Source organism: Collinsella sp. CLA-ER-H9 (assembly GCF_040092295.1).
Classification (GTDB): domain Bacteria; phylum Actinomycetota; class Coriobacteriia; order Coriobacteriales; family Coriobacteriaceae; genus Collinsella.
This window is the reverse complement of sequence record NZ_JBBNLV010000009.1, coordinates 36169-61220: the sequence shown is the minus strand read 5'-3', so window position 1 is coordinate 61220 and position 25052 is coordinate 36169. Positions and strand designations below refer to the sequence as shown.

Genomic DNA, 25052 nt, shown 5'->3' with positions numbered 1-25052 from the left:
TCTATCCGCTTGCAGCGAGATCAAGGCCACAACCAAGTGGCCCTAACACGCCAGATGCAAACAACCACGTAACCGCACTAGGAGCGGCCCGACGCTTTGCTCGCCGCAAGTTCCGCACGCAAAGGACAGCACTTAATGTGCTGTCCGTCTTGCGCAGGACTGTCCGCAGTAGCGAGCAATGCCCCAAACCGCGTCCCCCAGTACCGCTTACGAGAAGTCAGCAACCTGCGAGGTCAGCGCCGCCAGGATCTCCTTGAGCTCAGCTGCACGGTCCCTCTTCTTTTGGACCACCGCGGGCGCGGCCTTGGCCACAAAGCCCTCGTTGGACAGCGTCTTCTCGCAGCCGGCAAGCTCCTTCTGGGCCGCGGCGATCTCCTTCTCCAGGCGTGCCTTCTCGGCCGAAAGATCGACCTTGCCCTCGAGCACCACAAAGACCTCGACGCCGCTATCGACCACGGCAATGCTCGCAGCCGGCTTCTCGACGTCGGTACCCATGACCAGCGAGGCAGTGTTTGCCAGCGGCTCAATCGTGGAGCGCAAGCTCTCGAGCTTCTCGATGTCCTCGGCACCGGCGCGCACGACCACGTCGAGCTCGGCCTTGGGGCTCAAGCGATAACGCGAACGCGTGGCGCGGGCGGCAGACACGACGGTACGGCACAGCTCAAACGCGCGCTCGGCGTCCTCGTCAACATACTTGGCGTAGTCGGCGGGCTCGGGCCACTTGGCGATCATGAGCGCCTCGGCGCGGTCCACGTTGCCCTCGGCGTCCAGATCGAGCACGCTCGCCGGCATGTTGTCCCAGATCTCCTCGGTCACGAACGGCATGAGCGGGTGCATCAGGCGAATGGACGTGTCAAGCACAAAGATCAGGTTGCGCTGCGCCTGCAGACGGCCCTCGCCCTTCAGGCGAGCCTTGGTGACCTCGACGTACCAGTCACAGACCTCGTTCCAGAAGAACTGCTGCACGCCGCGCGCCATGTCGCCAAAGGTGTACTTCTCAATACCCTCGGTGACCATCTTCACGGCCTTGGCCAGGCGGCTGAACATCCAGGCGTCGGCCGGCGTCTCAACGACGGGCTCGCCGGGCGTGTAGCCCTCCATGTTCATAAGCAGGAAGCGGCTGGCGTTCCAGATCTTGGTCACAAAGCTCTTGGCCTGCTCGGTGCGCGGGCTGTCGATGAGCTTCTTGGTCTTCTTATCGATGTTCGCGTCGAACTTGACGTCCTGGTTGTTAGTGCACAGCGTGAGCAGGTTGTAACGCATGGCGTCAGCACCGTACATACCGATGAGGTCCATGGGGTCAACGCCGTTGCCCTTGGACTTGGACATGCGGCTGCCGTCCTTGGCAAGGATCGTCGGGTAGATGACGACGTCCTTAAACGGCACCTCATCCAGGAAGTACAGCGAGCTCATGACCATGCGGGCGACCCACAGCGCGATGATGTCGCGCGCGGTGACCAGCGCCGTCGTGGGGTGATGCCCCTCGAGCAGCTCCGGCTTTTGCGGCCAGCCCTGCGTGGCGAAGGTCCACAGCTGCGAGCTGAACCAGGTGTCCAGCACGTTCTCGTCCTGATGCACGTGATGACCGCCGCACTTGGGGCACACGTCGGTGTCCTCGGTGAGGGCGTCCTCCCAGCCGCAGTCCTCGCAGTAGAACACGGGGATGCGGTGGCCCCACCACAGCTGGCGGCTGATGCACCAGTCCTTGAGGTTCTCCATCCAGGTGGTGTAGGTCTGCGTCCAGCGCGCGGGGTGGAAGGTGACCTTGCCGGAGTTGACGGCGTCGAGCGCCGGCCCCTTGAGCTTATCGACGGCCACGAACCACTGCTCGGACAGCCACGGCTCCAGTGCGGAGTCGCAACGGTAGCAGTGCATGACGGAGTGGTCGAGCTCTTCGACGTGGTCGAGCAGGCCGTGCTCGTCGAACCACTTGATGACGGCCTCGCGGCACTCGTCGCGGTTCATGCCGGTGAACTCGCCGTAGCCCTCGACGACCACCGCGTGCTCGTCGAAGATGTTGATCTGCGGCAGGTCGTGGGCCTGACCCATGGCGTAGTCGTTGGGGTCGTGGGCCGGGGTGACCTTGACGAAGCCGGAGCCAAAGTTGGCGTCGACATGCCAATCCTCAAAGATGGGAATCTCGCGGTTGACGATCGGCAGCATGACGGTCTTGCCCACAAAGGCGGCCTTCTCGGGGTCCTTCGGGGAGACGGCAACGCCCGTGTCGCCGAGCATGGTCTCGGGACGGGTGGTAGCGACGACGATGTAGTCCTGGCCGTTGACCGGCTCGGTCAGCGGGTAGCGCAGGTGCCACAGATGGCCCTTCTCGTCCTTGTACTCAGCCTCGTCGTCCGAGATAGCGGTAGTGCAGTTGGGGCACCAGTTGACGATGCGCTTGCCGCGGTAGATCAGGCCGTCGTGGTACCAGTCGCAGAACACCTTGCGCACGGCCTGGGCGTAGTCCTCGTCCATGGTAAAGCGCTCGTTGTCGAAGTCGACGGAGCAGCCCATGCGCTTGATCTGCTCGACGATGATGCCGCCGTACTCGTGGGTCCAATCCCAGCAGGCGTCGACAAACTTGTCGCGACCGATCTCCAGGCGGCTGATGCCCTCGCTCTTGAGCTTCTTGTCGACCTTGGTCTGCGTGGCGATACCGGCGTGGTCGGTGCCGAGCACCCAGCGCGTGGACTTGCCGCGCATGCGGGCCATACGGATGATGGCGTCCTGGATGGAGTCGTCGGTAGCGTGACCCATGTGGAGCTTGCCGGTCACGTTGGGAGGCGGAATGGTGACGGTGCAGTCGCCCACGCCCTCACGGCGCTTGTAGTAGCCGCCGTCGAGCCACTTCTGCAGGATCGCCGGCTCGTTGGTCGACGGATCGTAGTTCTTGGGCATCTCTTCCATATATCTCTCCCTGTCCCGCCGGGGAGGAATGTAGGCCCGATTTTCGCTCGGTCAGGTCCTGGGCTCGCTCGAAGACCACATTAAGTGGTCTTCGGCTCGTGCGGAATCTCCGAAAATCGGGCCTACATCCCTCCCCTTAGGTATCGATTACTTCAGTCTGTAATGACTTCGCTGAGGCTTAAAACAAACACACAGAATAACACAGGTAGTTGGGGTTATTGCGTATATATAAAATAGCCTCCGACCGCGGGTGGTCGGAGGCTATTTGCAAACACGTTTTAGGCTGGTTTAGCCGTAGATACGCTGGGGCTGCTCTTCGCCCTTTACGGAGGCTTCGGTCACGATGACCTTGGTGACACCCTCCTCGCTGGGGAGGTCGAACATCGTCTGCTGCAGCACGTCCTCGCAGATGGAGCGCAGGCCGCGGGCGCCGGTCTTGCGGGCAAGCGCCATGCGGGCGATCTCGTGCAGGGCGGCGTCCTCAAACTCAAGCTCAACGTCCTCGAGCTGGAACATCTTGCGGTACTGACGTACCACGGCGTTTTTGGGCTCAGTCAGGATCGACACCAGGTCGTCCTCGTCGAGCGCTTGCGTCTGAGTGACGACGGGCGTACGTCCCACAAACTCGGGAATCATGCCAAAGGCATTGAGGTCCTGCGGGAGCACCTGGCGCAGCAGGTCATTCTCGTCGACCGAGGTGGGGCCGGCGATCTCGGAGTTAAATCCCACGCCCTTGTTGCCGACGCGATCGGCGATGATCTTGTCCAGACCCACAAAGGCACCGCCGCAGATGAACAGGATGTTGGTCGTGTCGATCTGCAGCAGCTCTTGCTGGGGATGCTTGCGGCCGCCGGTGGGCGGAACGCTTGCCACCGTGCCCTCAAGGATCTTAAGCAGCGCCTGCTGAACGCCCTCGCCCGAAACATCGCGGGTGATGGAGAGGTTCTCGGCCTTGCGGGCGATCTTGTCGATCTCGTCCACATAGATAATGCCGACCTGCGCGCGCTCGATATCGCCATCGGCGGCGTTGATAAGCTTGAGCAGGATGTTCTCCACGTCCTCGCCCACGTAGCCGGCCTCGGTGAGCGCGGTAGCGTCGGCGATGGCAAACGGCACCTCGAGGATGCGCGCGAGCGTCTGGGCGAGCAAGGTCTTACCGGTGCCGGTGGGACCGAGCAGCAAAATGTTGGACTTGGCGAGCTCCACCTCGTCCATATCATCACCGAGCTGCGAGTCCAAGCCGTCGTCAAAGGCCGAAAGCGCAGCGCCACCCTCGATCACGCGGCGGTAATGGTTGTACACGGCAACCGACATGGCGCGCTTGGCGTCCTCCTGGCCCATGACATAGGCCGAAAGCTCGTCATAGATCTCGTGCGGTGTCGGCACGTGCGTAATGACCTGGCGGGCGTCGTCCTCGAGCTCAAAGCCCTCGGCCTCGGGGTCCACGGCAGGCTGGGACGCAGCCTGGCCGTGATCGTTGAGGAAGCCCGGCAGCTTGCCGTTGCGGGCAGCGTCCATAAAGTCCGAAGCCAGCGACTCCTCAAGGATCTCGGAGCAGGCGGCGACGCACTCGTCACAGATAAAGATGTTGGTCGGACCCTTAACAAGGCGGCGAACCTGCCCCTGCTCTTTTCCGCAGAAGGAGCAGCGGATGGGGTTGCCGTTCTCGTCGAAGTTGTCCTGCATGTTACCGGCCATCCTAAGCGTCCTTCGCGGCGATGTCGCGCGAGGTGACGATACGGTCGATCAGGCCGTAGTCGAGGGCCTCGGCAGCGGTCAGGTAGTTGTCGCGCTCGGTATCGGCCTGGACTTTCTCGATGGGCTGGCCCGAGGCATCGGATAGGATCTGGTTGAGCTCGCGGCGGGTCTTCTTGATCTCCTCGGCCACGATCTCGATCTCGGTCTGCTGGCCCTGGGCACCGCCGCTGGGCTGGTGAATCATGACCTTGGAGTGCGGCAGGCAGAAGCGCTTGCCCTTGGCGCCGGCCGAAAGCAGCACGGCGGCCATAGAGGCAGCCATACCGACGCAGATGGTGGAGACCTGCGGCTTAATGAAGTTCATAGTGTCCAGAATCGCCAGGCCGGAGTAGACCTCGCCACCGGGCGAATTGATGTAGAGCGAGATATCCTTCTCGGCATCCTGGCTCTCAAGATGCAGCAGCTGGGCAACGACCAGGTTGGCGCTGACGGAGTTGATCTCCTCGCCCAAGAAGATGATGCGGTCGTTGAGCAGGCGCGAATAGATATCGTAGCTGCGCTCGCCGCGCGGCGTCTGCTCGATAACGTATGGCACGAGGGCGGAATCGAACTTAGCGATCATACGCATCTCCATTTCTCTCTTGCGGACCAAATTGGTTCTAGATAAACGTACGGTGCCCGCATGCTATGCATTGGCTGGCACCGTACGAAGCAACCGGATAACCGGTGTATAACTTTACCCCATCACGGGCGCACGCATGCGCTCGCGGGCAAGGTGGCGAGAATTACTCGGCGTCCTTGGCGGTCTCGTCGACCTCGGTCACCTTAGCGTTCTCGACCAGGTGGTCGACGGCCTTGGAGCGACGGATGGACTCACGGACGGCAGGCATGCGGCCGTCGGCGATGAACTCGGCCTTGGAAGCCTCGACGTCCTTGACGCCGGCCTTCTCGAACTCGGCGTTGATGTCGTCCTCGGTGACCTCGATCTTGAGCTCGCGGGCGAGGGCGTCGAGAGCCAGGGACTCACGGGCAACGTCGTTGGCCTGCTTGTGCAGGTCGCCGATGAACTGCTCCATGGTCAGGCCGGAAGCGGGCAGCCAGGTGTCCAGCGTCATGCCGCGGGCAGCGAGGTTGGACAGGAAGTTCTGGCCAAGCTCCTCAAAGACGGACTGCTCGTAGTCGGCGTCCATCTCGTCGAGCTGCAGGCGCTCGGCGAGAGCGGAGACGCAACGGTTCTCCTTCTCGGCCGGGAGGCGGGAAGCCTTGTCCTGCTCGATCTCGATCTTGATGGCGTCCCGCATAGCGTCGATGCTGTCGAAGCCAAAGTCGGACTTGACGAGCTCGTCGGTGAGCTCGGGGGTGTTGCGAACCTTGATGCCCTTGACGGTGACCTCGACGGTGTGGGTCTCGGCCTCCTCGCCCTCCTCGACCTCGTCGGTCCAGGTAACGGTCTTGACGTCGTCAACGTTGGCGCCAATCAGGGCCTCGTTGAACTCCTTGGGGTTGCTGTCGCTACCGGCGATGAGCATGCGGCCCTCGGCAGCGAAGTTGTCGGCGTTCTCGACGGCCTTGAGGTCGACGGTGACGTAGTCCTCGGCCTCGACGGCGCGACCCTCGACGTCTTCGAAGGTGGCACGGTAGTTGAGGAGCATCTCGACCTGGTTGTTGATCTCGGACTCGGTGACCTCCGCAGGGGGCATCTCGATCTCGACGGCGTCGAAGGAGGAGAGCTCAGCGGCGGGACGCAGGGAGAACTCGACGGTGTAGGTGTAATCCTCGTGATCCTTGGCGAGGTCGAGCTCCTTGTAGTCACCATTCTTGGTGGGAACGATGTCCAGCTCGTTGAGGACGGCGGGCTCGTTGGCGGCGATCAGGTCGTTGGTGGCCTGAGCGAGGGTAGCCTCGGCGCCAAGAGCGGAGTCGATGACCGGACGGGGAGCCTTACCGGCACGGAAGCCCGGGAAGCGGTACTTCTTGGCGGTCTCCTTGTAGGCCTTCTTGATCGCGGCGTCGACGTCGGCGGCCGGGATGGTGACCGTAGCGGTGAGCTTGGCGTCCTTGACGTCAGAAGCGGTGATGTTCAACACGTTCCTCCTCATACTGCCCAGCTTATCTGAGGTGCTGGTACCTTTATGCAACAAGCGTCGCGAGGGCATAAGCCGACGCGGGTGCGTTGGTGCGGGCGAAAGGACTCGAACCTTCACGGGAATCCCACCAGAACCTAAATCTGGCGCGTCTACCAATTCCGCCACGCCCGCATGAGCGCACAGATTAGGAATGATAGCAGATACGAGCGACAAGCGCACGCACACGTTTTACAGGCTCACGACCTCACCACGAGTGCAAAAGGCGGGGCGAGTTGCCCCGCCCCGCCAATTACGACTTGTTCGATGACCCGCTACTCCCCCAGCAGGGCCTTCTCGGGCGTGATCGGCAGCGAGCGTACCTGATGTCCGGTGGCGTGTGCCACGGCCGAGGCCACGGCGGCGAGCGGCGTGTTGATGACGACCTCGCCAATCGACTTGGCGCCAAACGGACCCGTCGGCTCGTAGCTCGGCTCAAAGGCCACGCGAATGTTGCCGATATCCAGGCGCGTGGGCAGCTTGTAGCTCATAAAGTTGCCGGTGCGCAGGCGGCCGCGATCGTCGTGCTCGACGATCTCATAGAGCGCGTGGCCGATACCTTGGGCAATACCGCCCTCGGCCTGGACGCGCGCGAGCGCCTCGTTGATCACGGTACCGCAGTCGACGGCCGCCGCGTAGTCCACCACAGCCACCTTGCCGGTGGCCTTGTCGACCTCGACCTCGGCAATACCGGCCATAAACGGCGGAGGCGAAACGGGCAGGCAGGCAGAGGCGTGCGAGGTGAGCGCGTCGCCGCCTGCGATATTCTTGACGCACAGGTTGGCAAAGTCGCGCAGCGTGAGGTAGCGGTTCTGCTCGCGCGCGGCACGCTCGTCGGACAGGCGCACGTACTGGCCATCAAAGACCACGTCGGCGGCGTCCACGTCCCACATCTGGGCGGCCTTGGCGCAAATCTTCTCACGCAGCTCGGTCGCGGCGTTCTTGGCTGCAAGGCCCGTCACGTACGTACCCGAGCTCGCGTACGAGCCGGCGTCGAACGGCGACACATCGGTGTCCACGCCGCGTACCACAATGAGCGAGCTCTCCACACCCAGCTCCTCGGCGGCGATCTGCGCCAGGATCGTGTCGACGCCCATGCCGTTATCGGTGGCGCCGGTGCCGATGGTAATGAAGCCGTCCTCTTCAAGGCGCATGTCGATGCCGGCGATATCCACATTGGAGATACCCGAGCCCTGCATGGTGAGCGCGCAGCCCAGAGCACGCACGCGGTCGCCCAGGTCCACGGCCAGCGGCTTGTCGCGCCAGCCGATCATGTCCATCGCGCGAAGCAGGCAGCGGTCGAGCGCGCAGGCGTTGAGCTTCTCGTTGTAGTACTGCGGCATGATCTCGCCCTCGCGCACGATGTTCTTAAGGCGCAGGTCGGCGGGATCCATGTGCAGCATGTCGGCAAGCTCGTTGACGGCGCTCTCGACGGCAAACTGGCCCTGGGTGGCACCGTAGCCGCGATACGCGCCGCCGCGGTTGGTATTGGTGTAGACGGCGTCCCAGCTAAAGCGACTCGCCTTCACGTGGTTGTAGATGGGCAGGCTCTTGTGGCCCGAAAGGCCGATCGTCGTGGTAGCGTGCTCGCCATAAGCACCGGCGTTGGACAGCGTATGCAGATCGATGGCCGTGATGGTGCCGTCGTTCATGGCGCCCAGCTTAACGGTCATCTGCATCTGGTGGCGCGAGTTGCCCGCAGTGATGGTCTCCTCGCGGGTGTAGCAGCAATAGCTTGGACGGCCGGTCTGCTGAGTGACGAACGCCACGAAGATCTCGCAGCAGCCCGTCTGCTTGGAGCCAAAGCCGCCACCGATGCGCGGCTTAATGACCTGCACCTGTGACTGCGGAATGTCGAGCGACTGCGCGACCATGCGGCGCACGTGGAAGGGCACCTGCGTCGAGGTGGTCACCGAGATGCGGCCGAACGCATCGGTCGTCGCGAAGGCGCGGAAGGTCTCCATGGGCGCGGTCTGCGTGGCCTGGCTCGTGTAGGTGCGGGTGAAGACGATGTCACTCTGGGCGAAGGCCTCGTCCAAGTCGCCAAAGTCGCTGGTACCGCTGCACACCAAGTTGCGAGCAACGTCGCCGCCTTGCGGGAACATAAAGGTCACGTCGCCCTCGGGATGGACTACGATGTCGTTATCGAGCGCCTGGGTAAAGTCGAGCAGGGGCTCAAGCACCTCGTAGTCGACCTTGATGAGCTTGAGCGCCTTGTCGGCGGCCTCCTCGGTCTCGGCGGCGACGATCGCCACCTCTTCGTTTTGGTAACGGACGAGGTTCTCGAGGATCAAGCGGTCGTAGGGACTCGGCTGCGGATAGCTCTGGCCGGCGATAGTAAAGCGGCGCTGGGGTACGTCCTCGTAGGTGTAGACGCCCACCACGCCGGGCACCTTCAGGGCGCGCGACGTATCGATGGAGCGGATCTTGGCGCGGGCATACGGGCTGCGCTTGAGCTTGACGATCAGGGCGCCGGCGGGCACCAGGTCGCCCGTGTAGACGGGACGCCCCTCAAGCAGGGCCTTCGAGTCCTTCTTGGGCTGCTTGTGGGTAATCTGCTTGTACGAGACACCGTCGCAGCTGGTGTCGTTGACCGGCAGCTCGGGCATCTCAAAGCCCACCTGCACGCCGGACTCGTTAAGAAAGCGCACGATGGCGCGCAGCTGGCTCTCGTAGCCGCTGCAACGGCAGAGATTGCCGGCGAGCTGGCGCGAGAGCTCCTCGCGCGTGGCGACGAGGCTCGGGTCCTCCTTGGCGGCGCGGGCAAGCGCCAGCACGTTCATGATGAGGCCGGGGGCGCAAAAACCGCACTGCTCGGCACCTTCGGCAGCCATTGCGCGGGCGAGTGCCTCGGACTCGGCCTTGAGGCCCTCGAGCGTGGTGATGGAGCGGCCCTCAACACGGGCGGCGGGAACCGAGCAGCTCAGCACCGGGTCGCCATCGAGCCACACCGTGCACAGGCCGCAGTTGGTGGTCTCGCAGGCACAGCGCACCGACGCGCAGCCCTGCTCGCGCAGCAGCGCAAAGAGCATGGTATCGGGGGCAATCTGAACCTTGACCTTGCGGCCGTTGAGCGTAAAGGAAAGATCGATGAGTTTGGCAGCCATTAGCGCACCTCGCTAGAATCGACGCCGGGCACGCGGCGGCAGGAATACTCGTCCGTGGCGAACTTAGGGATCTGCACGCCCTCGAGCTCGCGGGCAAGCGCGGCCGAAAGCTCGATGCCGGCGGCGCGGCGCACGGCCTGCACGGCAAGTGGCGCCGAGATGCGACGGCGGTACTCGGCCGAGCCCCACAGATTGGTGCCGTAACTCAGCGCGCGTACGGACGCTGTCAGGGCACGTAGCTCGTCCTCGGAAGGCTGCTCGTTCACCAGGCCGCATGCCTCGCCCTGCAGCAGGGTCGCGCGCAGCGGACGGGCACCCACAGTGACATGCCAGGTATTATCCCACCAGGCGGCGGTGACATTCAGCGAGGGGAAATCGGTCGCAGCCTTGCGCACGGCCTCATAGCTTGCGCGGTAATCATGCTTAACGACCACCACGTGCTCAATCACGTCGCGCACATAGCCCATGTCCACGAACTCGGCGAGCGGCAGGCGGCCGGCACCCGTCAGCTCAACATACGAATCGAGCGCGAGGAAGGCGGAGAGAACGTCCGAGAAGCCAAAGCGACCGTAAATGCTACCGCCCACCGTGGCGGTATTGCGCAGCTGCACGCCCACGATATCGTGGACGGCGAACTCAAAGACATGGTTGACAAGCGCGTTAAGCTCGGCATGGCGCTCGAGCTGGCGCAGGGTGCACATGGCGCCGATGCGAAACTCGGTCTCGGTCTCCTCGATCTGATCGAGTCCGCAGGCCGAAAGGTCAATCGCCGTCGCCACGCGACGCGAACCCAGGCGCATCCAGATGCCGCCGCCCACAATCTTGTTGTTGCGGTTCTTCTGTAAGAGCTCATAGGCTTCGGCCGCGTTTCCAACACGGACGTAGGTACCGAACTTGAGCACGTTCTCCCCCATCTCTCCACTTGTCCAGTACTTTTAAGTGTACCAAACGAGGGGCCGCGACCTTCCACAGCACAAAAACCTCCCTCCCATCCATAACTTGCGGTGAAATACGGACTATTTGTCGGGCTTAGGGCGCCCAACAGTCCGTATTTCACCGCAACTTAAGGGGCGACTGGCGGAGAACCAATGGAAATGATCCGTTTTCCTCCGTCCCATGCGGATCAAAAAAAGGCTCCCAGCCAAGATGGCTGGGAGCCTTCTGCGATGCTATATCGAGCGAAGATTTAGCAGACGCCCTGGGCGAGCATAGCGTCGGCGACCTTCAGGAAGCCGGCGATGTTAGCGCCCATGACAAAGTTGCCCTCCTGGCCGTACTCCTTGGCGGTGTCGTCCACGTTGTGGAACATGCCGCGCATGAGCTGCTCGAGCTTGCCGTCGACCTCCTCGAAGGTCCAGGACAGGTGCTCGGCGTTCTGGCTCATCTCCAGGCCGGACACGAGCACGCCGCCGGCGTTGGCAGCCTTACCGGGCATAAAGGCAACGCCGTTCTCCTGGAAGTAGGTCGTGGCCTCGATGGTCGTGGGCATGTTCGCACCCTCGCCGACCACCTTGCAGCCGTTGGCGACGAGCGCCTGGGCGTCCTCGAGCAGCAGCGTGTTCTCGCGAGCGCAGGGCAGCGCGATGTCGCAGGGCAGCTGCCAAACGCCACGGCCGTCGCCCTCGTGCCACACGGCGTTGGGCTTCTCGTCAACGTACATAGCGAGCGTAACGCCCTTGTCGTGGCCGGAGCGCTTCTTGTTGTAGACGTGCTCGAGCACGGTGTAGTCGATTCCGTCGGGATCCTCGACCCAGCCGTGAGTATCGGAGCAGGCCAGCACCTTGCCGCCGAGCTGGGAGACCTTCTGGACGGCGTAGATGGCGACGTTGCCGGAGCCATGAACGACGACGTTCTTGCCCTCGAAAGAGTCGCCGCGGCTCTTGAGGTACTCGTCCACAAAGTAGGCCAGGCCGTAGCCGGTGGCCTCGGTACGGGCGAGCGAGCCGCCAAAGGAGAGGCCCTTACCGGTGAGGACGCCGGTCCACTCGTTGGTCAGGCGCTTGTACTGACCGAACATATAGGCAACCTCGCGGCCGCCAACGCCCAGGTCGCCGGCGGGAACGTCGGTGTTGGGGCCGATGTGGCGATAGAGCTCGGTCATGAAGGACTGGCAGAAGTGCATGATCTCGTTGTTGGACTTGCCCTTGGGGTCAAAGTCGGAACCGCCCTTGCCGCCGCCCATAGGAAGGGTGGTCAGGCTGTTCTTGAGGATCTGCTCCAGGCCCAGGAACTTGAGCATACCCAGGGTGACCGTCGGGTTAAAGCGCAGGCCGCCCTTGTAGGGTCCAATGGCAGAGTTGAACTCGACGCGATAGCCGCGGTTGACCTGAACCTTGCCCTGGTCGTCGACCCAGGGAACACGGAACATGACGATACGCTCGGGCTCGACGAGGCGCTCCAGCAGGGCGGCCTCCTCGTACTCGGGATGGGCGTCGAGCGCCGGCTGAATGGTGCCGAGGATCTCGGTCGCGGCCTGGATGAACTCAGGCTGCTCGGGATAGCGGGCCTTGAGCTCTTCGAGAACTTTCTGCGTGTAGCTCATGCTTCCTCCAATGATGGGAAACGAAAATGTCGGTCGCGGCACCCTATGCGCCGCGAACTTTATCGAGTATGGATAATATCGCACTGTTGCAGCAAAGTTTCGCATAAGCCGACGAGCGGATGTTTCGTTTTGATTACGATGCAGGTAGAGGCGTTTTTGAGTGCCTGACGTGCAAAACCCGTGTTTCAAACCTGTTTCGTCCACGTGTTCCAAACCACCACATTGGGGACAGGCACCTTTGTGGTGGTTTTGGTGGTTAGAGGACGAGCTGATAGTAGTCGGCGGGGGTTACGCGGCCCCCGGTGGCGACGCGGAAGGCGGCGAGGGCATCGCCGGAGAACGGCATAGCCCAGCACAGCCCGCAGCCGGCGGTGATGGAGCCAGGCAGCGGCATGATGCGCCCGGGAACACCGGCGGCAAGACACAGCTGTTCGCATTCCATCACATCGAAGGTGCTGTCGAACGAAACGATGATTTTACGTTCGCGATCGAGGGCATCACCGGACGGGCCTTCACGGTGTGCCTCACGATACGCCGCGGCGGCCGCTTCCTCTTCCGCAGTATGTCCACAGCCACCGCAACCGCAGGTACAGGGTTCGGACCCGTCGCAAGTGCAAGGTTCTCCCGTGTCGGGACAAATATCGTGAGACATGGCAACTCCAATCGTCTAGGCGAGTAACTCGGCCGCCGCAAACTCCTCGGGCGTATTGACGTTCTCGAAGCAGAGCGTCGAGCCGGCGACCGCGACAATCTGAAGCTCGTCCATATAACCAGCGTTCACCCGGTCGATCAGGCAGCGGATTCGCTGACGGTCACCGGCGAGCAGCTCTTGGGCAACCGGAGCACACGCGTCACGGCGCCAGACGGCGCAAAGCGGCTCAATCCCCCGCTCCTCGCGCGGTACGCACACATCGAGCGCCTCGGCCTCAACATGACCAGCAAGCGCGCCGATGAGTTCCGGCGAGACAAACGGCATATCGCAGGCAACGATCGCCGCGAGAGGAAGCCGAGCCGCAGCCAACGAGCTCGCGATGCCGCGCATGGCGCCCGCCGAGCCTTCAAGGTCCGCCACCACACGCGGCACCAGGTCGCCAAACGCGCGCTCCTCAAGGTAGGCAAGCTCGCTGGGACGCGACGTCGTCACGACCAACTCGCCGGCAACTGGCGCCAGCCGACCCAGCACGCGTTCGATGAGCGGCTCGCCGCAAAACGCCATGCGAGCCTTATCACAGCCCATGCGCGACGACAGCCCACCCGCTTGGACGACACAAGAAAGATCGGCACGTCTTACGGTAGTCATACGGCAAAACACCTCCATCGGCATGCTCGAAACCCGGTGCACGAAGCTAAATACAGCCACCGAAATAGCAGCGCTACGAAAAGCTCGTGCAAAAACAAAACAGCGCCTTTGCGGCACGCAGCAAGACCGCGAGCACAAAAGCGCTGGTAGCGTATGGCGGGAACGTATGTGAATCGAACACATCCAAGACGTTTTGCACGCCTCGCAACGGTTTTGAGGACCGCGGAGCCCACCGGAGCCCATCCGTTCCCAAGTGCGGCGGTATTTTACCAAACCGAAACGGCTCCATCCCAAAAAGACGAACAAGAAGTTGCGGTGGAATAGTTCCTATATTTGCTGCCAAAGCCTCCAAATAGGAACTATTTCACCGCAACTGAGGAGGCGGGAGCGAGTGACCGGTCTAGCGTAGGGAGCGCAGGCCGCCGGCTTCCTTGTCGAGCACCGTAAAGCGCACGGCATCCAGGTGTTCCAAGATGCTGATGGCGCGCTTGCGCGACACACCCAGGGCCTCGCGCAGCACGCTCGTGGTGGCAGCGCCACCGGCATCGGCGATGGCGGCGGCAACAAGCTCGCGCGCATGGGCCTCGGCGGCAGCGGACAGGGCAACGTCGCGCTCGACCTTCACGATCGAGCGGTTGAGCGAAAGCTCGCGCAGGGCACGCGTCATGGTGTCGCGATCGAGCTGCAGTTGCTCGCCCACCTCGGGCAACGTCGGTGCATCGAGGCCGGCTTCGTCCAGCAAGGCAACGATACGTTCGCAGGCTTCGCGAACCACGCGTGCCGCCGCGGCGGCCGAATGCGGATCGAATACCTCGGCGCCCTCGGCGGCGCACACACCACGCGAGCAGCCCTCGGCAATCAGAGCCGCGGCAACGCCTTCATCAGCGGCAGACCACGCAGCATGGGCAACGGCGCCAGGCGTAAAGCCCGTCTCCTTGGGAGCCGCCGTGTGCATGGCTGACAGGGTCGCCGCCAGTGCATCCATCGCGGCGTCGAGCACCGTGGCGTCCGCCAAGTAGTCCGCATCACCCACGGCAAGCTTGCGAACGGAGCCCTGCGCCACCAACCCGCGCAGTGCGGCATCGACCTCGCCGACACCAAGATCCAAAGCGTCGGTAACATCAACCGCCGTAACCGGCAGCATCTGCAGCGCCAGCCAAGCGCCCACACCGCCCGCGGTATCGCCGGCCTCAAGCGCTGCAAGCAGCGTGCGCTCCCCCGCCGAAAGCTCGCGCGAGCGGCGGCAGCGCGAAAGCAGCACGCGCCCGCCGCCGATGAGCATAACGGGCGAATACGACAGCACCACGGCGTGGTCTCCGGCGCGCAGCGGCAGCGGCTCCTCCAGGCGCACCTGCACGGTACGGGTCTCGCCCACCGCCATGGGGGCCTCGCCCTCCAAAAGCATGATGCGACCGACAACCTCGGCCGTGCCGGCCATCACATGCACGCGCGCACCCGACTCGAGCACACGCGGCTTGGCTCCCTCACGGCCCAGGTAGGTGAACGTCATCATAAAGCGTAACGTCTGACCAAAGCGATTCGCCACGCCCAGCAACTCGCCGCGGTCAAGCGCCGCGACACCGTCACCAACTAGGTTGAGCGCCACACGCTGACCAGGCAGCGCGCGCGGCGTATCGCCATGCACCTGAATCCCGCGCACGCGACAGACCGTACGCGACGGCAAAGCCATCAGCTCGTCGCCCACCGCAACCGGCGCATCGTGCAGCGTTCCCGTTACGACAGTGCCGACGCCCTTAATCGTAAAGCAGCGGTCAATCGGCAGGCGCGGCGCGGCATCGGTGCGCTCGGCACGGTCGCGGCAGGCATCCCAGCAGGCACTTACCTGCTCGTCGAGCACCGCAAGCAGCCCGTCGATCCCCTCGCCCGTCTTAGACGACACGGGCACAATCGGCGCGCCCGCAAACACGGTACCCGACAAAAAGTCATCGACATCGAGCTCGGCAAGCTCGGTCATCTCGGCATCGGCAAGGTCGCACATCGTCAGCGCGACCACCATATGCGTGACGCCCAGCAGCTCCAGCACATGCACGTGCTCGCGGGTCTGCGGCATCACGCCCTCGACGGCAGAGACCACCAACACGGCAACATCAATGCCCGTGGCACCCTGCACCATGGCGCGCAGGTAATGCGCGTGGCCCGGCACGTCGACCAGGCCGACGATCTTGCCGCCCGGCAGCGCCAGCTCGCCAAAGCCCAGCTCCACGGTCATACCGCGACGGCGCTCAACCTCCAGACGGTCGGGATTCTTGCCGGTCAGCGCCTCGATCAGTGCGGACTTACCGTGGTCAACGTGACCCGCCGTGCCAACGATAACGGGGCACTCCACCAGCGTTTGAACCTCACTCATCGAGCAACCGCCTTCTTAACGCATGCGGCAAGCGTCGACGCCGCCGTCTCGATATCGCGGTCGCCCACAAGCGTACGGACGTCAAACAAAATGCGATCGCGCGAGGTTCGCGTGACGACCGGCGTGTCGAAGTCCTGGACAAGCGAGCGCTTGAGCGCATCGACCGTCAGGCGCGCGTCAACAAGACGCACGGCAACGCACATCGTGGGCAGCTCCACGGTAGGCAGCGAGCCGCCACCGGGGGTCGACGACTCCTCGACGATTTCCACCTGCACGGCACACGGGCAGCCAGCCTTATCGAGGCCCGCCACCATCAGCTCGCGCAGCTTGCGTGCGCGACGCTCCAGATGAGCCTGCGGCAGCGTAAGCATGCTGAGCACCGGAATATCACGATGGGCAACATCGGCACCGTCCATGTAGATACGCAGCGTGGCCTCGAGCGCCGACAGAGCCAGTTTGCCCGGACGCAGAGCACGCATGAGCGGATGTGCGCCGCAGGCCTGGACCAGATCGCGACGGCCCATGATGATACCCGCCTGAGCGGCACCGAGCAGTTTATCGCCCGAGCACGACACCAGATCGAGCCCTGCCGAAACCGAAGCCGGCGTGGTTTCTTCGCCGCCGCGCACCAAGATGTCGTCGGGTAGCAGCGCTCCCGAGCCCTGATCTTCGTAGAAGAGCAGGTCATGCTTATGAGCAAGCGCCGCAAGCTCCCGAGAGCTTACCTCCTCGTGGAAACCCTCGATGCGATAGTTGGAAGGATGGACCTTAAGGATCATCGCCGTATCGGGCGTGATGGCGCGCTCGTAGTCGCCCAAATGCGTGCGGTTGGTGGCGCCGACCTCGACGAGTTTGGCGCCCGAAGCCGCCATGACATCGGGGATGCGGAAGCTGCCGCCAATCTCGACAAGCTCGCCGCGGCTGACGATGACCTCCTTGCCTGCGGCATGGGTCGCCAACACCAGCAGCACCGCGGCGGCGTTGTTGTTGACCACGAGCGCGTCCTCGGCACCGGTAAGCGAGCGGATGAGCTGAGCGGCATGTTCCTTGCGCGACCCGCGCGAGCAGGTGTCCACGCTGTACTCGAGCGTGCTGTAGCCGCGCGCGACCTCGGCCACGGCCTTTGCCGCCGACTCCGCGAGCGGGGCACGGCCCAAGTTGGTATGGATAACGACACCCGTGGCGTTGACGGCGGGACGCAGGCTCGGCAGCGCGGAGCGATGCGCACGCCACTCGATGGCCGAGGCCAGGTCGCGCTTAGAGCGCGGGGCAGCACCGGCGCGAATGGCGGCGCGCTCCTCGTCGAGCTCGGCCGTGACGGCAGCATGCGCCACCGCGTCGCAGGTCTCCCCCGCCGCCTTCACTACCGGCCACTCGGCAAGCAGCTCGTTGACGGAGGGAATGGCGCGCAGGCGGGCGCGCACCTCATCTGACATGTTCTGGCTATCGCTCATATGAGGCCTTTCAAAACCAAAAGTGAATCAATCGTTCGAACGTCAAACTATCAGCCAACTCGATTGGCTGAATCAATCAGTCGTTATTATCCTCGCGCGCCGCAATCTTTTCCACGCGAACGGCGTTTTCCTGGGTGAGTGCGGCGCCCGTCAACGGATCCCAGCGCAACGGCGTATGGTCGAGCGGGCCCACGCCCAAGCCTTGAGCGCCACCGGCATGTGAGCCAAACGAACGCCCACCCGGGGCGGCCGACGTAAAGATGCACGCCGGATGCAGATAGGGCGTCGTCTCTACGCGCACGCGATCGCGGCCCATGTCGCTCACAAGCTCGACGACCTCGCCATCGGCGATACCCATGCGAGCGGCGGCATCGGCATTCATCTGCACAGCATCCAAGTCCGACCCCGCCTCGGCGGCACCTTGGGCCGCAAGCCTTCGCGAGGTATGCGACTCAAAGGGACGGTTGCCGCTAATGAGGCGAAACATCCCCGGGCCGGGCTCCACCATGGGCGCGATCCAACCGGGAACGCGGCCCAGACCGGTTCGGCCCCACACGTCGCTTGCTAGCGCGATCCTGCCACCGTTCAAGGGAATCACCGGCTCGCCCGTACGCGACGGCAGTGCAACGCCCGTGTCGGCCCAGCCGCGTTCCTTGAGCTCGTCCAGATCGATCCCAAACGGTGCCACCTGGGCAGCCGCCAGATCGTCAGACGTAAACCGGAAATACTCGCCCACGCCACACGCCTGCGCCAGACCGACAAAGATCTCCCGACCGGGACGCGTGTCGTTATGCAACACGGGCAGCACGGCGTTGCGGTAGAACACGCGCGAATCATTGGCGCCCACGACTGTGCCCACACCGCGATCGGCCTCCAGGTACGTCACGTCGGGCAGCACGAAATCAGAAGCACGCGCCGTCTCGGACCAGCGAATGTCAATCGTCACGAGCAAGTCGAGCTGTTCCAGAATCGATAGCCACGCCCCGGCATTGCCATAGCCCGCACCGGGGTTACTGGCATAGACGATGAGCCCACGCAAATCGCCGGCAAGAATCGACTGACCGATGGTCGTGCACAGGCCGCGCACCGGATCGACCAGTGGATAGCGCTCGGAGCCCAACTTGGGCTCACGTGGCATCGACGGCGTTGCGAAACGCGCAGGGTCCAAATCGCCCAACGCAAGCGGCGTGGGCGGGTTGAGGGCACCGCCCGCATGCCCAATACAGCCCAGCAGCACATCGACCAGACAAATCGCGCGCGCGGTCTGGGTGCTGTTGGCATACGCGATACCGATGCCGCCATGAAAACCCGCATCCACCACAGCGGCAGGCGCGGCGGCAGCGAGATCGCGCGCAGTCGCGCGGATGTCGTCCGCCGGCACGTCGCACATCGACTCGGCCCACTCGGGCGTCCAAGCATGGGCCGCCTGCGCAAGCTCGTCAAAACCCGTGGTATAGCGGGCAACAAACTCGCGGTCGTACAAGTCCTCGGCAATGAGCACATGCGCAATGCCCAGCAGCAAGGCTAGGTCGCAGCCCGGGCGTACGCGCAACCAGCGGTCGGCGAGCGCAGCCGAGCCGCTGCGCCGGGGGTCGACCACGATGATCTTCGCCCCTCGGCGACGGGCATCGTTGAGCGCATCAACGGCCCCCATCGTCGACGAATCGACGATGGAACGCCCCAGGTACATGATGCAATCGGTATGCGCCAGGCCGGAGGCGGGACTATAGCCCAAGCTGTGCTCCCAACCGGTAAGTCGGCTTACCTCGCAGGCACCGTCGGCACCGTACACGTTGGGCGAACCAAGCGCATGCATAAAGCGATGCGCCCAGTAGCGGTCGAACGAGGGCACGCCGAGCGTCATGCCCAGCGCACGGGGACCATGCCCGTCAACAATCTCCCCAAGGCGCGCTGCGATCTGCGCGAACGCCTCATCCCACGAAATCGCATCGAACCCCGAGCCATCAGCTCGTCGGCGCATGGGGTGCAAAATCCGGTCGCGCTCGTCAAACGGCATTGCCAGGCGATGCCGTCCGCGGGCGCACAGGGCACGCGCCGAGCACGGATGCCCCGGCACCGGCAACTCAGCCACCACGCGACCGTCCTCAACGCGTGCCGCAAAGGCGCAATCGGCATAGCATCCCCCGCATGTGGTCACCACGGTGCGACCGTCACGCTTCGCAGCAGATGCCATCTCGATTACCCCTTTCATCAGCCAAACACAACAGTCCAAAAGCCCGACAACGAGCCCCAGACCCAAAAAGCCTCCCGCACGGCAACGCCCCGCGGGAGGCCCAACGTCAAACAGACGGTACCTTACGCCTCGGACTTCTTGGCGTAGATAAACCAGTAGCCGAGCGCGACCAGAACCGCGCCGCCCACGATGTTGCCCAGCGTGGCGGCGGACAGGTTAAACGCAATGCCCGCGGCGTTGAGCGCATCGGCGCCGGCGACGTCGGCACCGTAGCCGCACGCATGCATCACGGCGCCCATGGGCAAAAAGTACATGTTGGCGACGCAGTGCTCAAAACCGCAGGCCACAAAGGCGGCGATGGGAAGCAAAATGCCCACAACCTTATCGACCACGGTCTTGCCGGCGGTACCGATCCACACGGCCAGGCACACAAAGATGTTGCACAGGATGCCGCGGAAGAAGATCGTCACCCAGTCGACCGTCACCTTGCCGGCGGCGACGCTCACCATGGAATTGGCGACCGCCTCGCCGTTGAGCTTGTAAATGCCGGCCATGTACACCAAAAAGACGATGAACAGGGCACCGACAAAATTACCGACCCACACGACGACCCAGGCCTTGAGCATCTGAACCAGGGTGATCTTTTTGCTCTTGAGTGCGCAGACCATAAGCGAATTGCCGGTAAACAGCTCGGCGCCGCACACCAGCACGAGCACCAGGCCCAGGCAAAAGCACAGACCGCCCACGACGCGCTGAGCGCCCCAGCCCAGCGTGCTGTCGCTCAAGAACACGGTAAAGAACAGGCCGCCGAAGGCGATAAACGCGCCGGCGAACATTGCCAACAGAAAGGCCTTAGCGACCGGCAGGTTAGCCTTGGTCACGCCGGCGGCCTCGGTCTTGGCCTCGATCGCGGCGGGCGCCAAGCAATCGGGAGAGGGGTACTCCACCTTGGAATCTGCCATGTCAATCACTTCTTTCCTAATCAGCAGGAACAAGCGCTCCTATTGCTCTTGCCCCAAGCGGACAAAGTGGGAAAAGTCGTTGGCGGCCACGGCGTCATACACGGCGTCGACGGCGTCAAAGACCTCCGGGGACATGGGGTTGTAAAACTCCGTATCGCCCGGCTGAATCCCTATGAAGACGATATCTTCGCACGATTGCTCGATTTCCTCGATCAGAATCGACAAAGGGAGCGAATGCGTGGTGAACATCGACTTGCGGGCCACATCACGCTTGTCGAGCAAGCGGATGGACCCGACGGGCAGCGCCATGTCGGCGGCATCGACCAAGACCAGACGCGGCGGACGCTCGCGCTTGACCTCGATGATGTCATCCTCGGGCGTCTGACCGCCGTCGATGGTGTACCAACCGGCAATGGGCGCGTCCTCCATCTTTTTGGAGAGCACGGGGCCGGCGGCATCGTCGGCACGCAGCACGCTTCCCGCCGTGAGCACGATACCCGCAAACGGGGCACCGTTCACACGTCCATCCACAACGCGACCCATTACTGCAACCTTCCCGTCAGATACACGCCCGACACATCGCGCACGCGCTCAACCAGATCGCGAAACTTCATTAAGAACGCGACCTGCTGGGCATGCAGGCCAAAGTCGTCGTCGAACACCGAGATACCGGCCTTGGCCGAGCCGCGAAAACCGCGCTCGTCGAGCAGCGCATCGCAGGCCTCGAGCAGCGACGGCACCGCCGCCTTGTCGAGCTGGCACTCGCCAAAGGAGCGGATGGCCTCGAACTTGGTCTTGGCCTCCCCCTCCGGCAGCGCGTCGACGAGCGAATAGAACACATCCACCGGCACCGACAGGCGCGGCTCAAAGCAGTCGAGCACGCCGGTGTGGTGGCCCACGGCGAGCGTGTAGTACAGCACGTCGCAGGCCTCCTGGGGAACGTCTTCCTCGGTCTCCACAAACTTACGCGTGAGCTCGTAAAAGACCACCTGGTCGGGCGCATGGCCCAGGCAGGGGTCGGCGACGCCCTCGGCGGCCTCATCGCTTGCGCGAGAGGCATCGCCAAAAGAACCGCCGAGCATGCCGGGGCCCGCAAAGTAACCAGAGCGGTCCGTGAGCTCCATCTAGCGACCTCCGGCCAGCACCAGATCCTGCAGCGCCGAGTACACCTCGACGCGGCGCGGATCGTCCTGCTTGTCGATGAGCAGCGCCATGGCACCGCGGATATCGCCCTTGGGCGCGCCCTCGAGCGTGTCCATAAACTCGTTGGCCAGGTCGCGGCCGTAACGGTAGCCGCTCATGGCGCGAGCCTCGCGCTCGATGGCAACGCGCAGCTTGTACGGCACGCCGGGGTGCAGGATATCGGCCTGCTCGCCGGCGGCCTCCACCGTGGTCTCGGCATGAAGCTTTTGGTCCAGCAGACCGAGCGCCATGGCAAAGCCGTAGATGGTCTGCGCGGGGCTGGGCGGGCAGCCGGGGATGTAGACATCGACCGGCAGGATCTTGTCCGTGCCGCCCCAGACGCAGTAGTTGTCGTAGAAGATGCCACCGGTGCAGCCGCACGCGCCATAGGACACCACGATCTTGGGATCGGGTGCGGCCTCAAAGGCGCGCAGGGCCGGCATGCGCATGGCACGCGTCACGGCGCCGGTGTACAGCAGCACATCGGCGTGACGGGGCGAAGGCACGACCTTGATGCCAAATCGCTCGACGTCAAAGACGGGCGTGATGGAACCGAAGATCTCGATCTCGCAGCCGTTGCAGCCGCCGCAGTCGACACGGTAGACGTACACCGAGCGCTTGATCTTCTTAAGAAGGGTCGCCTTGGCCTTCTCGATGCTCTCGTCGAGCTCGATCTTGGTCGGGCGGTACTGAAGCCGCTCGGGCAAAAGCGTGGGTTCGGCCATGGTTACTCCTCCTTCGTATCAAAATCCATGATGATGCCCTCGACCGGTGCAGGTCCAGCGGGGATCTCGGGCGCATCGGGGTTGAGCTCGCGGTCGATATACTCCGGGTTTACGCCGTGGCCGCCCAGATACTCCATGCCGGGGCCCTGGGGCTCACCGGACGCAAGCGTCTCGTTGGCAGCCATGCCGGCAGCGTTGCCGGTCTTTACGACCGAGGCCGCACGCAGGGCGTCGAGCTCGCGCTTGCACTCCTGGCACATACCGACGGTACGGGCGGCCTGGATGGCCTCCATGCCGCCGGTCTTTTGCAGCAGGCGCTTGGCGTAGTCGATCTCCTTGTGCGGGGCAAACGGCTTGCCGCAGCGCGAGCAGTGCTCGAGCGTGTAGACGCTCTTGCTGGTGAGGTCGTCCTTGCTCATAACGGCCAGCTCAAACTCCTCGGTGAGCTTGATGGCCTCCATGGGGCAGGCCTCCTCGCAGCGGCCGCAGAAGATGCAGCGACCGTAGTCGATCGACCAGGTGATGGTATCGGCCGCAAGGTCGGTGTCCATGCGAATGGCATCGGCCGGGCACGCCACGCCGCAGGCACCGCAGGCGATGCAAAGCTCGGCATTGTGCTCGGGCTTGCCGCGCATGTCCTTATTGGTGGGAAACGGCGCAAACGGGTACTTGACCGTCGCGTCGCCGGCCTTGGCGTTAACCTTCCAAAGCTTCAGCATATTAGAGCGCCTCCTCATCGAGCGGAGCGGCCATGGTGCCCTCGCCCGCAAGCGGAGACTTGTCGCGCCAGACGTTCTCGAACTGCTCCTTGTCGAGCACGTGGTCGCGCTTGGCGGCGACATCGGTCACCGTCACGCGGTCGGTGCAGGAGTAGCACGGATCGAGTGAGCCGACGATCAGCGCAGCGTCGCCCACGGTGTTCCCGCGGAACATGTAGCGCAGGACCGGCCAGTTGCTGTACGTGGCGGCCTTGGCGCGCCAGCGATAGCACTTCTGGTTATTGCCGAGCATGGCCCAGTGCACGTCCTCGCCGCGCGGCGCCTCGGTGGCGCCGATGGCGTACTTGTGCGGGGTGTACTCCCAATCCGTGGTGAGGATGGGGCCCGACGGGCAGTTCTCGAGCATGGTCTCGATCATGTCGATCGAATCGTAGACCTCCTGGATGCGAACGGCGGTACGGCCGAAGGCATCGCAGGTGTCTGCCGTAGCAGCATGCATCTTCTGAACATCCGGATCGGCGTAGCCGTCGAAGGGATGGTCAAAGCGCACGTCGCGGGCATAGCCCGAGCCACGCATGAGCGGGCCGACCGGCGAGAAGTCGCGTGCGATCTTGCGGTCCAAGATGCCGATACCACTCGTACGCTCAATAAAGTTGGGCGTGGAGAGCAGCACGTCGACGAGCTCCTGAACCTCGGAGCGCAGCTGGTGGATGGTCGTGAGCGTGGAGAGCTTCTGCTCGGCCAAAATGTCGCGACGCACGCCGCCGATCACGTTGAGGCCGTAGGTCTTGCGGTGACCGGAGAGCTTCTCGGCCAGGTCCATGGATTTCTCGCGGACGCGGAAGAACTGCTGGAAGCCGGAGTCGAAGCCCGTGTAGTGAGACGCCAGGCCAATGTTGAGCAGGTGCGAGTGCAGGCGCTCGACCTCGAGCATGATGGCACGGATGTACTGGGCGCGCGGCGGGACATGAATGCCCTGGGCGCGCTCGACGGCCTCGGCATAGGCCACCGAGTGGGCGCAGCCGCAGATGCCGCAGATGCGGTCGGCGAGGAACGTCACGGCATCATAGTTCAGGCGCGTCTCGGCGACCTTCTCCATGCCGCGGTGCACGTAGAACAGACGGTAGTCGGCGTCGACGATCGTCTCGCCCTCAACGAACAGGCGGAAGTGGCCGGGCTCGTCGGAAGTAATGTGCAGCGGGCCCATGGGGACGAGCGTCGTCTCCTTGCCCTTGGTATCGGCCAAGAACTCGTAGTTTTCCATGTCGCTCGCGGGAGCGGGACGGAAACGGTAGTCCATGGAGTCCTTGCGCAGCGGATACAGGCCGCTGGGCCAGTCATCGGGCAGCACCAGGCGGCGACGGTCGGGCAGGCCCTCGGGGATCAGGCCGAACATGTCGCGAAGCTCGCGCTCGCCCCACACGCAGGCGGGGACGAAGGGCGTCACGGACGGGAACGTCATCTTGGCGGGATCGACCTCGGTACGCACGGTCACCCAGCCGGGGTCCTCCCCCTCCATGGAGATGACGTAGTACACGGCGTAACGGCCGCACAGGCTGCGCTCATCGTTGCCGATGATCACGGGAATCCAGCCGTAGCGCTCGTAGTACAGGTAGTGGACGGCCTCGGGCAGCTTGTCCTGCTTGACGGTAATCGTCAGCTGGTCCTCGCACTGCCACTCGACCTTCTCGATGCAGCCCGGAACGGCGCGGCGCAGGGCCTCGACATGGCTCTCACAGCGGCGGGCATACACCTTGTTCTCAGTTTCAATCAT

The 25052-nt window shown here is 63.7% G+C and carries 18 protein-coding genes and 2 tRNA genes; all 20 read right to left on the bottom strand.

The features are described from left to right. Positions 1-207: 207 nt before the first annotated feature. The 20 genes from AAAX73_RS06815 to AAAX73_RS06720 all read right to left on the bottom strand — a co-directional run bounded on the left by AAAX73_RS06815 (position 208) and on the right by AAAX73_RS06720 (position 25052). Positions 208-2904 (bottom strand): valine--tRNA ligase, encoded by a 2697-nt coding sequence (locus AAAX73_RS06815; protein ID WP_117629439.1) that lies wholly within the window; start codon positions 2902-2904, stop codon positions 208-210. A gap of 288 nt (positions 2905-3192) precedes the next feature. Further along, positions 3193-4602 (bottom strand): ATP-dependent Clp protease ATP-binding subunit ClpX, encoded by a 1410-nt coding sequence (gene clpX / locus AAAX73_RS06810; protein WP_349125460.1) that lies wholly within the window; start codon positions 4600-4602, stop codon positions 3193-3195. A gap of 1 nt (position 4603) precedes the next feature. Beyond that, positions 4604-5224, bottom strand: coding sequence for an ATP-dependent Clp protease proteolytic subunit (locus tag AAAX73_RS06805; RefSeq protein ID WP_117655093.1), 621 nt, complete (start codon positions 5222-5224; stop codon positions 4604-4606). Between the two features lie 163 nt (positions 5225-5387). After that, a complete protein-coding gene (tig, locus tag AAAX73_RS06800) occupies positions 5388-6689 on the bottom strand; it encodes a trigger factor (protein WP_349125459.1) in 1302 nt (433 codons plus the stop codon). A gap of 87 nt (positions 6690-6776) precedes the next feature. Continuing rightward, positions 6777-6860 (bottom strand) — tRNA-Leu (locus tag AAAX73_RS06795). Positions 6861-7000: 140 nt separating this feature from the next. After that, positions 7001-9832, bottom strand: a complete 2832-nt coding sequence (locus tag AAAX73_RS06790) for a molybdopterin cofactor-binding domain-containing protein (RefSeq protein WP_349125458.1) — start codon at positions 9830-9832, stop codon at positions 7001-7003. Beyond that, positions 9832-10734 (bottom strand): FAD binding domain-containing protein, encoded by a 903-nt coding sequence (locus AAAX73_RS06785; protein ID WP_349125457.1) that lies wholly within the window; start codon positions 10732-10734, stop codon positions 9832-9834. The genes AAAX73_RS06790 and AAAX73_RS06785 overlap by 1 nt, the downstream gene beginning before the upstream one ends. A 284-nt stretch (positions 10735-11018) precedes the next feature. Continuing rightward, the gene (gdhA, locus tag AAAX73_RS06780) at positions 11019-12374 is read right to left on the bottom strand and encodes an NADP-specific glutamate dehydrogenase (RefSeq protein ID WP_349125456.1); all 1356 of its coding nucleotides are present in this window, start codon (positions 12372-12374) and stop codon (positions 11019-11021) included. 256 nt (positions 12375-12630) lie between these two features. Next, positions 12631-13026 (bottom strand): DUF3343 domain-containing protein, encoded by a 396-nt coding sequence (locus AAAX73_RS06775; protein ID WP_349125455.1) that lies wholly within the window; start codon positions 13024-13026, stop codon positions 12631-12633. A gap of 15 nt (positions 13027-13041) precedes the next feature. Further along, positions 13042-13674: a molybdenum cofactor guanylyltransferase gene (locus AAAX73_RS06770; RefSeq protein ID WP_349125454.1), complete on the bottom strand. Its 633-nt coding sequence runs from the start codon at positions 13672-13674 to the stop codon at positions 13042-13044. A gap of 154 nt (positions 13675-13828) precedes the next feature. Then, positions 13829-13925, bottom strand: a tRNA-Sec gene (locus tag AAAX73_RS06765). A gap of 149 nt (positions 13926-14074) precedes the next feature. Next, entirely contained in the window at positions 14075-16042 is a 1968-nt protein-coding gene (selB, locus tag AAAX73_RS06760; protein WP_349125453.1) for a selenocysteine-specific translation elongation factor, read from the bottom strand. Beyond that, entirely contained in the window at positions 16039-17496 is a 1458-nt protein-coding gene (gene selA, locus AAAX73_RS06755; protein WP_349125452.1) for an L-seryl-tRNA(Sec) selenium transferase, read from the bottom strand. The genes selB and selA overlap by 4 nt, the downstream gene beginning before the upstream one ends. Positions 17497-17572: 76 nt before the next feature. Then, a complete protein-coding gene (locus AAAX73_RS06750) occupies positions 17573-19690 on the bottom strand; it encodes a molybdopterin-dependent oxidoreductase (protein WP_349125451.1) in 2118 nt (705 codons plus the stop codon). A 122-nt stretch (positions 19691-19812) separates the two neighbouring features. Beyond that, entirely contained in the window at positions 19813-20652 is an 840-nt protein-coding gene (locus tag AAAX73_RS06745) for a formate/nitrite transporter family protein (protein ID WP_349125450.1), read from the bottom strand. 39 nt (positions 20653-20691) lie between these two features. Then, positions 20692-21195: a hydrogenase maturation peptidase HycI gene (gene hycI, locus AAAX73_RS06740; RefSeq protein ID WP_196025392.1), complete on the bottom strand. Its 504-nt coding sequence runs from the start codon at positions 21193-21195 to the stop codon at positions 20692-20694. After that, positions 21195-21776, bottom strand: a complete 582-nt coding sequence (locus AAAX73_RS06735) for a formate hydrogenlyase maturation HycH family protein (protein WP_099431578.1) — start codon at positions 21774-21776, stop codon at positions 21195-21197. The genes hycI and AAAX73_RS06735 overlap by 1 nt, the downstream gene beginning before the upstream one ends. Next, a complete protein-coding gene (locus AAAX73_RS06730) occupies positions 21777-22559 on the bottom strand; it encodes an NADH-quinone oxidoreductase subunit B family protein (RefSeq protein WP_022095195.1) in 783 nt (260 codons plus the stop codon). Positions 22560-22561: 2 nt separating this feature from the next. After that, on the bottom strand, positions 22562-23278 hold the full coding sequence (locus tag AAAX73_RS06725) for a formate hydrogenlyase complex iron-sulfur subunit (RefSeq protein ID WP_349125449.1): 717 nt from the start codon (positions 23276-23278) through the stop codon (positions 22562-22564). Position 23279: 1 nt separating this feature from the next. After that, a complete protein-coding gene (locus tag AAAX73_RS06720) occupies positions 23280-25052 on the bottom strand; it encodes a hydrogenase large subunit (protein ID WP_022095197.1) in 1773 nt (590 codons plus the stop codon).

What these genes read in the sequence shown, in the direction of transcription:
- AAAX73_RS06815 (WP_117629439.1), bottom strand. Translation starts at nt 2,904, where the DNA reads ATGGAAGAGATGCCCAAGAACTACGATCCGTCGACCAACGAGCCGGCG.
- clpX (WP_349125460.1), bottom strand. Translation starts at nt 4,602, where the DNA reads ATGGCCGGTAACATGCAGGACAACTTCGACGAGAACGGCAACCCCATC.
- AAAX73_RS06805 (WP_117655093.1), bottom strand. Translation starts at nt 5,224, where the DNA reads ATGATCGCTAAGTTCGATTCCGCCCTCGTGCCATACGTTATCGAGCAG.
- AAAX73_RS06790 (WP_349125458.1), bottom strand. Translation starts at nt 9,832, where the DNA reads ATGGCTGCCAAACTCATCGATCTTTCCTTTACGCTCAACGGCCGCAAG.
- gdhA (WP_349125456.1), bottom strand. Translation starts at nt 12,374, where the DNA reads ATGAGCTACACGCAGAAAGTTCTCGAAGAGCTCAAGGCCCGCTATCCC.
- AAAX73_RS06775 (WP_349125455.1), bottom strand. Translation starts at nt 13,026, where the DNA reads ATGTCTCACGATATTTGTCCCGACACGGGAGAACCTTGCACTTGCGAC.
- AAAX73_RS06770 (WP_349125454.1), bottom strand. Translation starts at nt 13,674, where the DNA reads ATGACTACCGTAAGACGTGCCGATCTTTCTTGTGTCGTCCAAGCGGGT.
- selB (WP_349125453.1), bottom strand. Translation starts at nt 16,042, where the DNA reads ATGAGTGAGGTTCAAACGCTGGTGGAGTGCCCCGTTATCGTTGGCACG.
- selA (WP_349125452.1), bottom strand. Translation starts at nt 17,496, where the DNA reads ATGAGCGATAGCCAGAACATGTCAGATGAGGTGCGCGCCCGCCTGCGC.
- AAAX73_RS06750 (WP_349125451.1), bottom strand. Translation starts at nt 19,690, where the DNA reads ATGGCATCTGCTGCGAAGCGTGACGGTCGCACCGTGGTGACCACATGC.
- AAAX73_RS06745 (WP_349125450.1), bottom strand. Translation starts at nt 20,652, where the DNA reads ATGGCAGATTCCAAGGTGGAGTACCCCTCTCCCGATTGCTTGGCGCCC.
- hycI (WP_196025392.1), bottom strand. Translation starts at nt 21,195, where the DNA reads ATGGGTCGCGTTGTGGATGGACGTGTGAACGGTGCCCCGTTTGCGGGT.
- AAAX73_RS06735 (WP_099431578.1), bottom strand. Translation starts at nt 21,776, where the DNA reads ATGGAGCTCACGGACCGCTCTGGTTACTTTGCGGGCCCCGGCATGCTC.
- AAAX73_RS06730 (WP_022095195.1), bottom strand. Translation starts at nt 22,559, where the DNA reads ATGGCCGAACCCACGCTTTTGCCCGAGCGGCTTCAGTACCGCCCGACC.
- AAAX73_RS06725 (WP_349125449.1), bottom strand. Translation starts at nt 23,278, where the DNA reads ATGCTGAAGCTTTGGAAGGTTAACGCCAAGGCCGGCGACGCGACGGTC.
- AAAX73_RS06720 (WP_022095197.1), bottom strand. Translation starts at nt 25,052, where the DNA reads ATGATTGAAACTGAGAACAAGGTGTATGCCCGCCGCTGTGAGAGCCAT.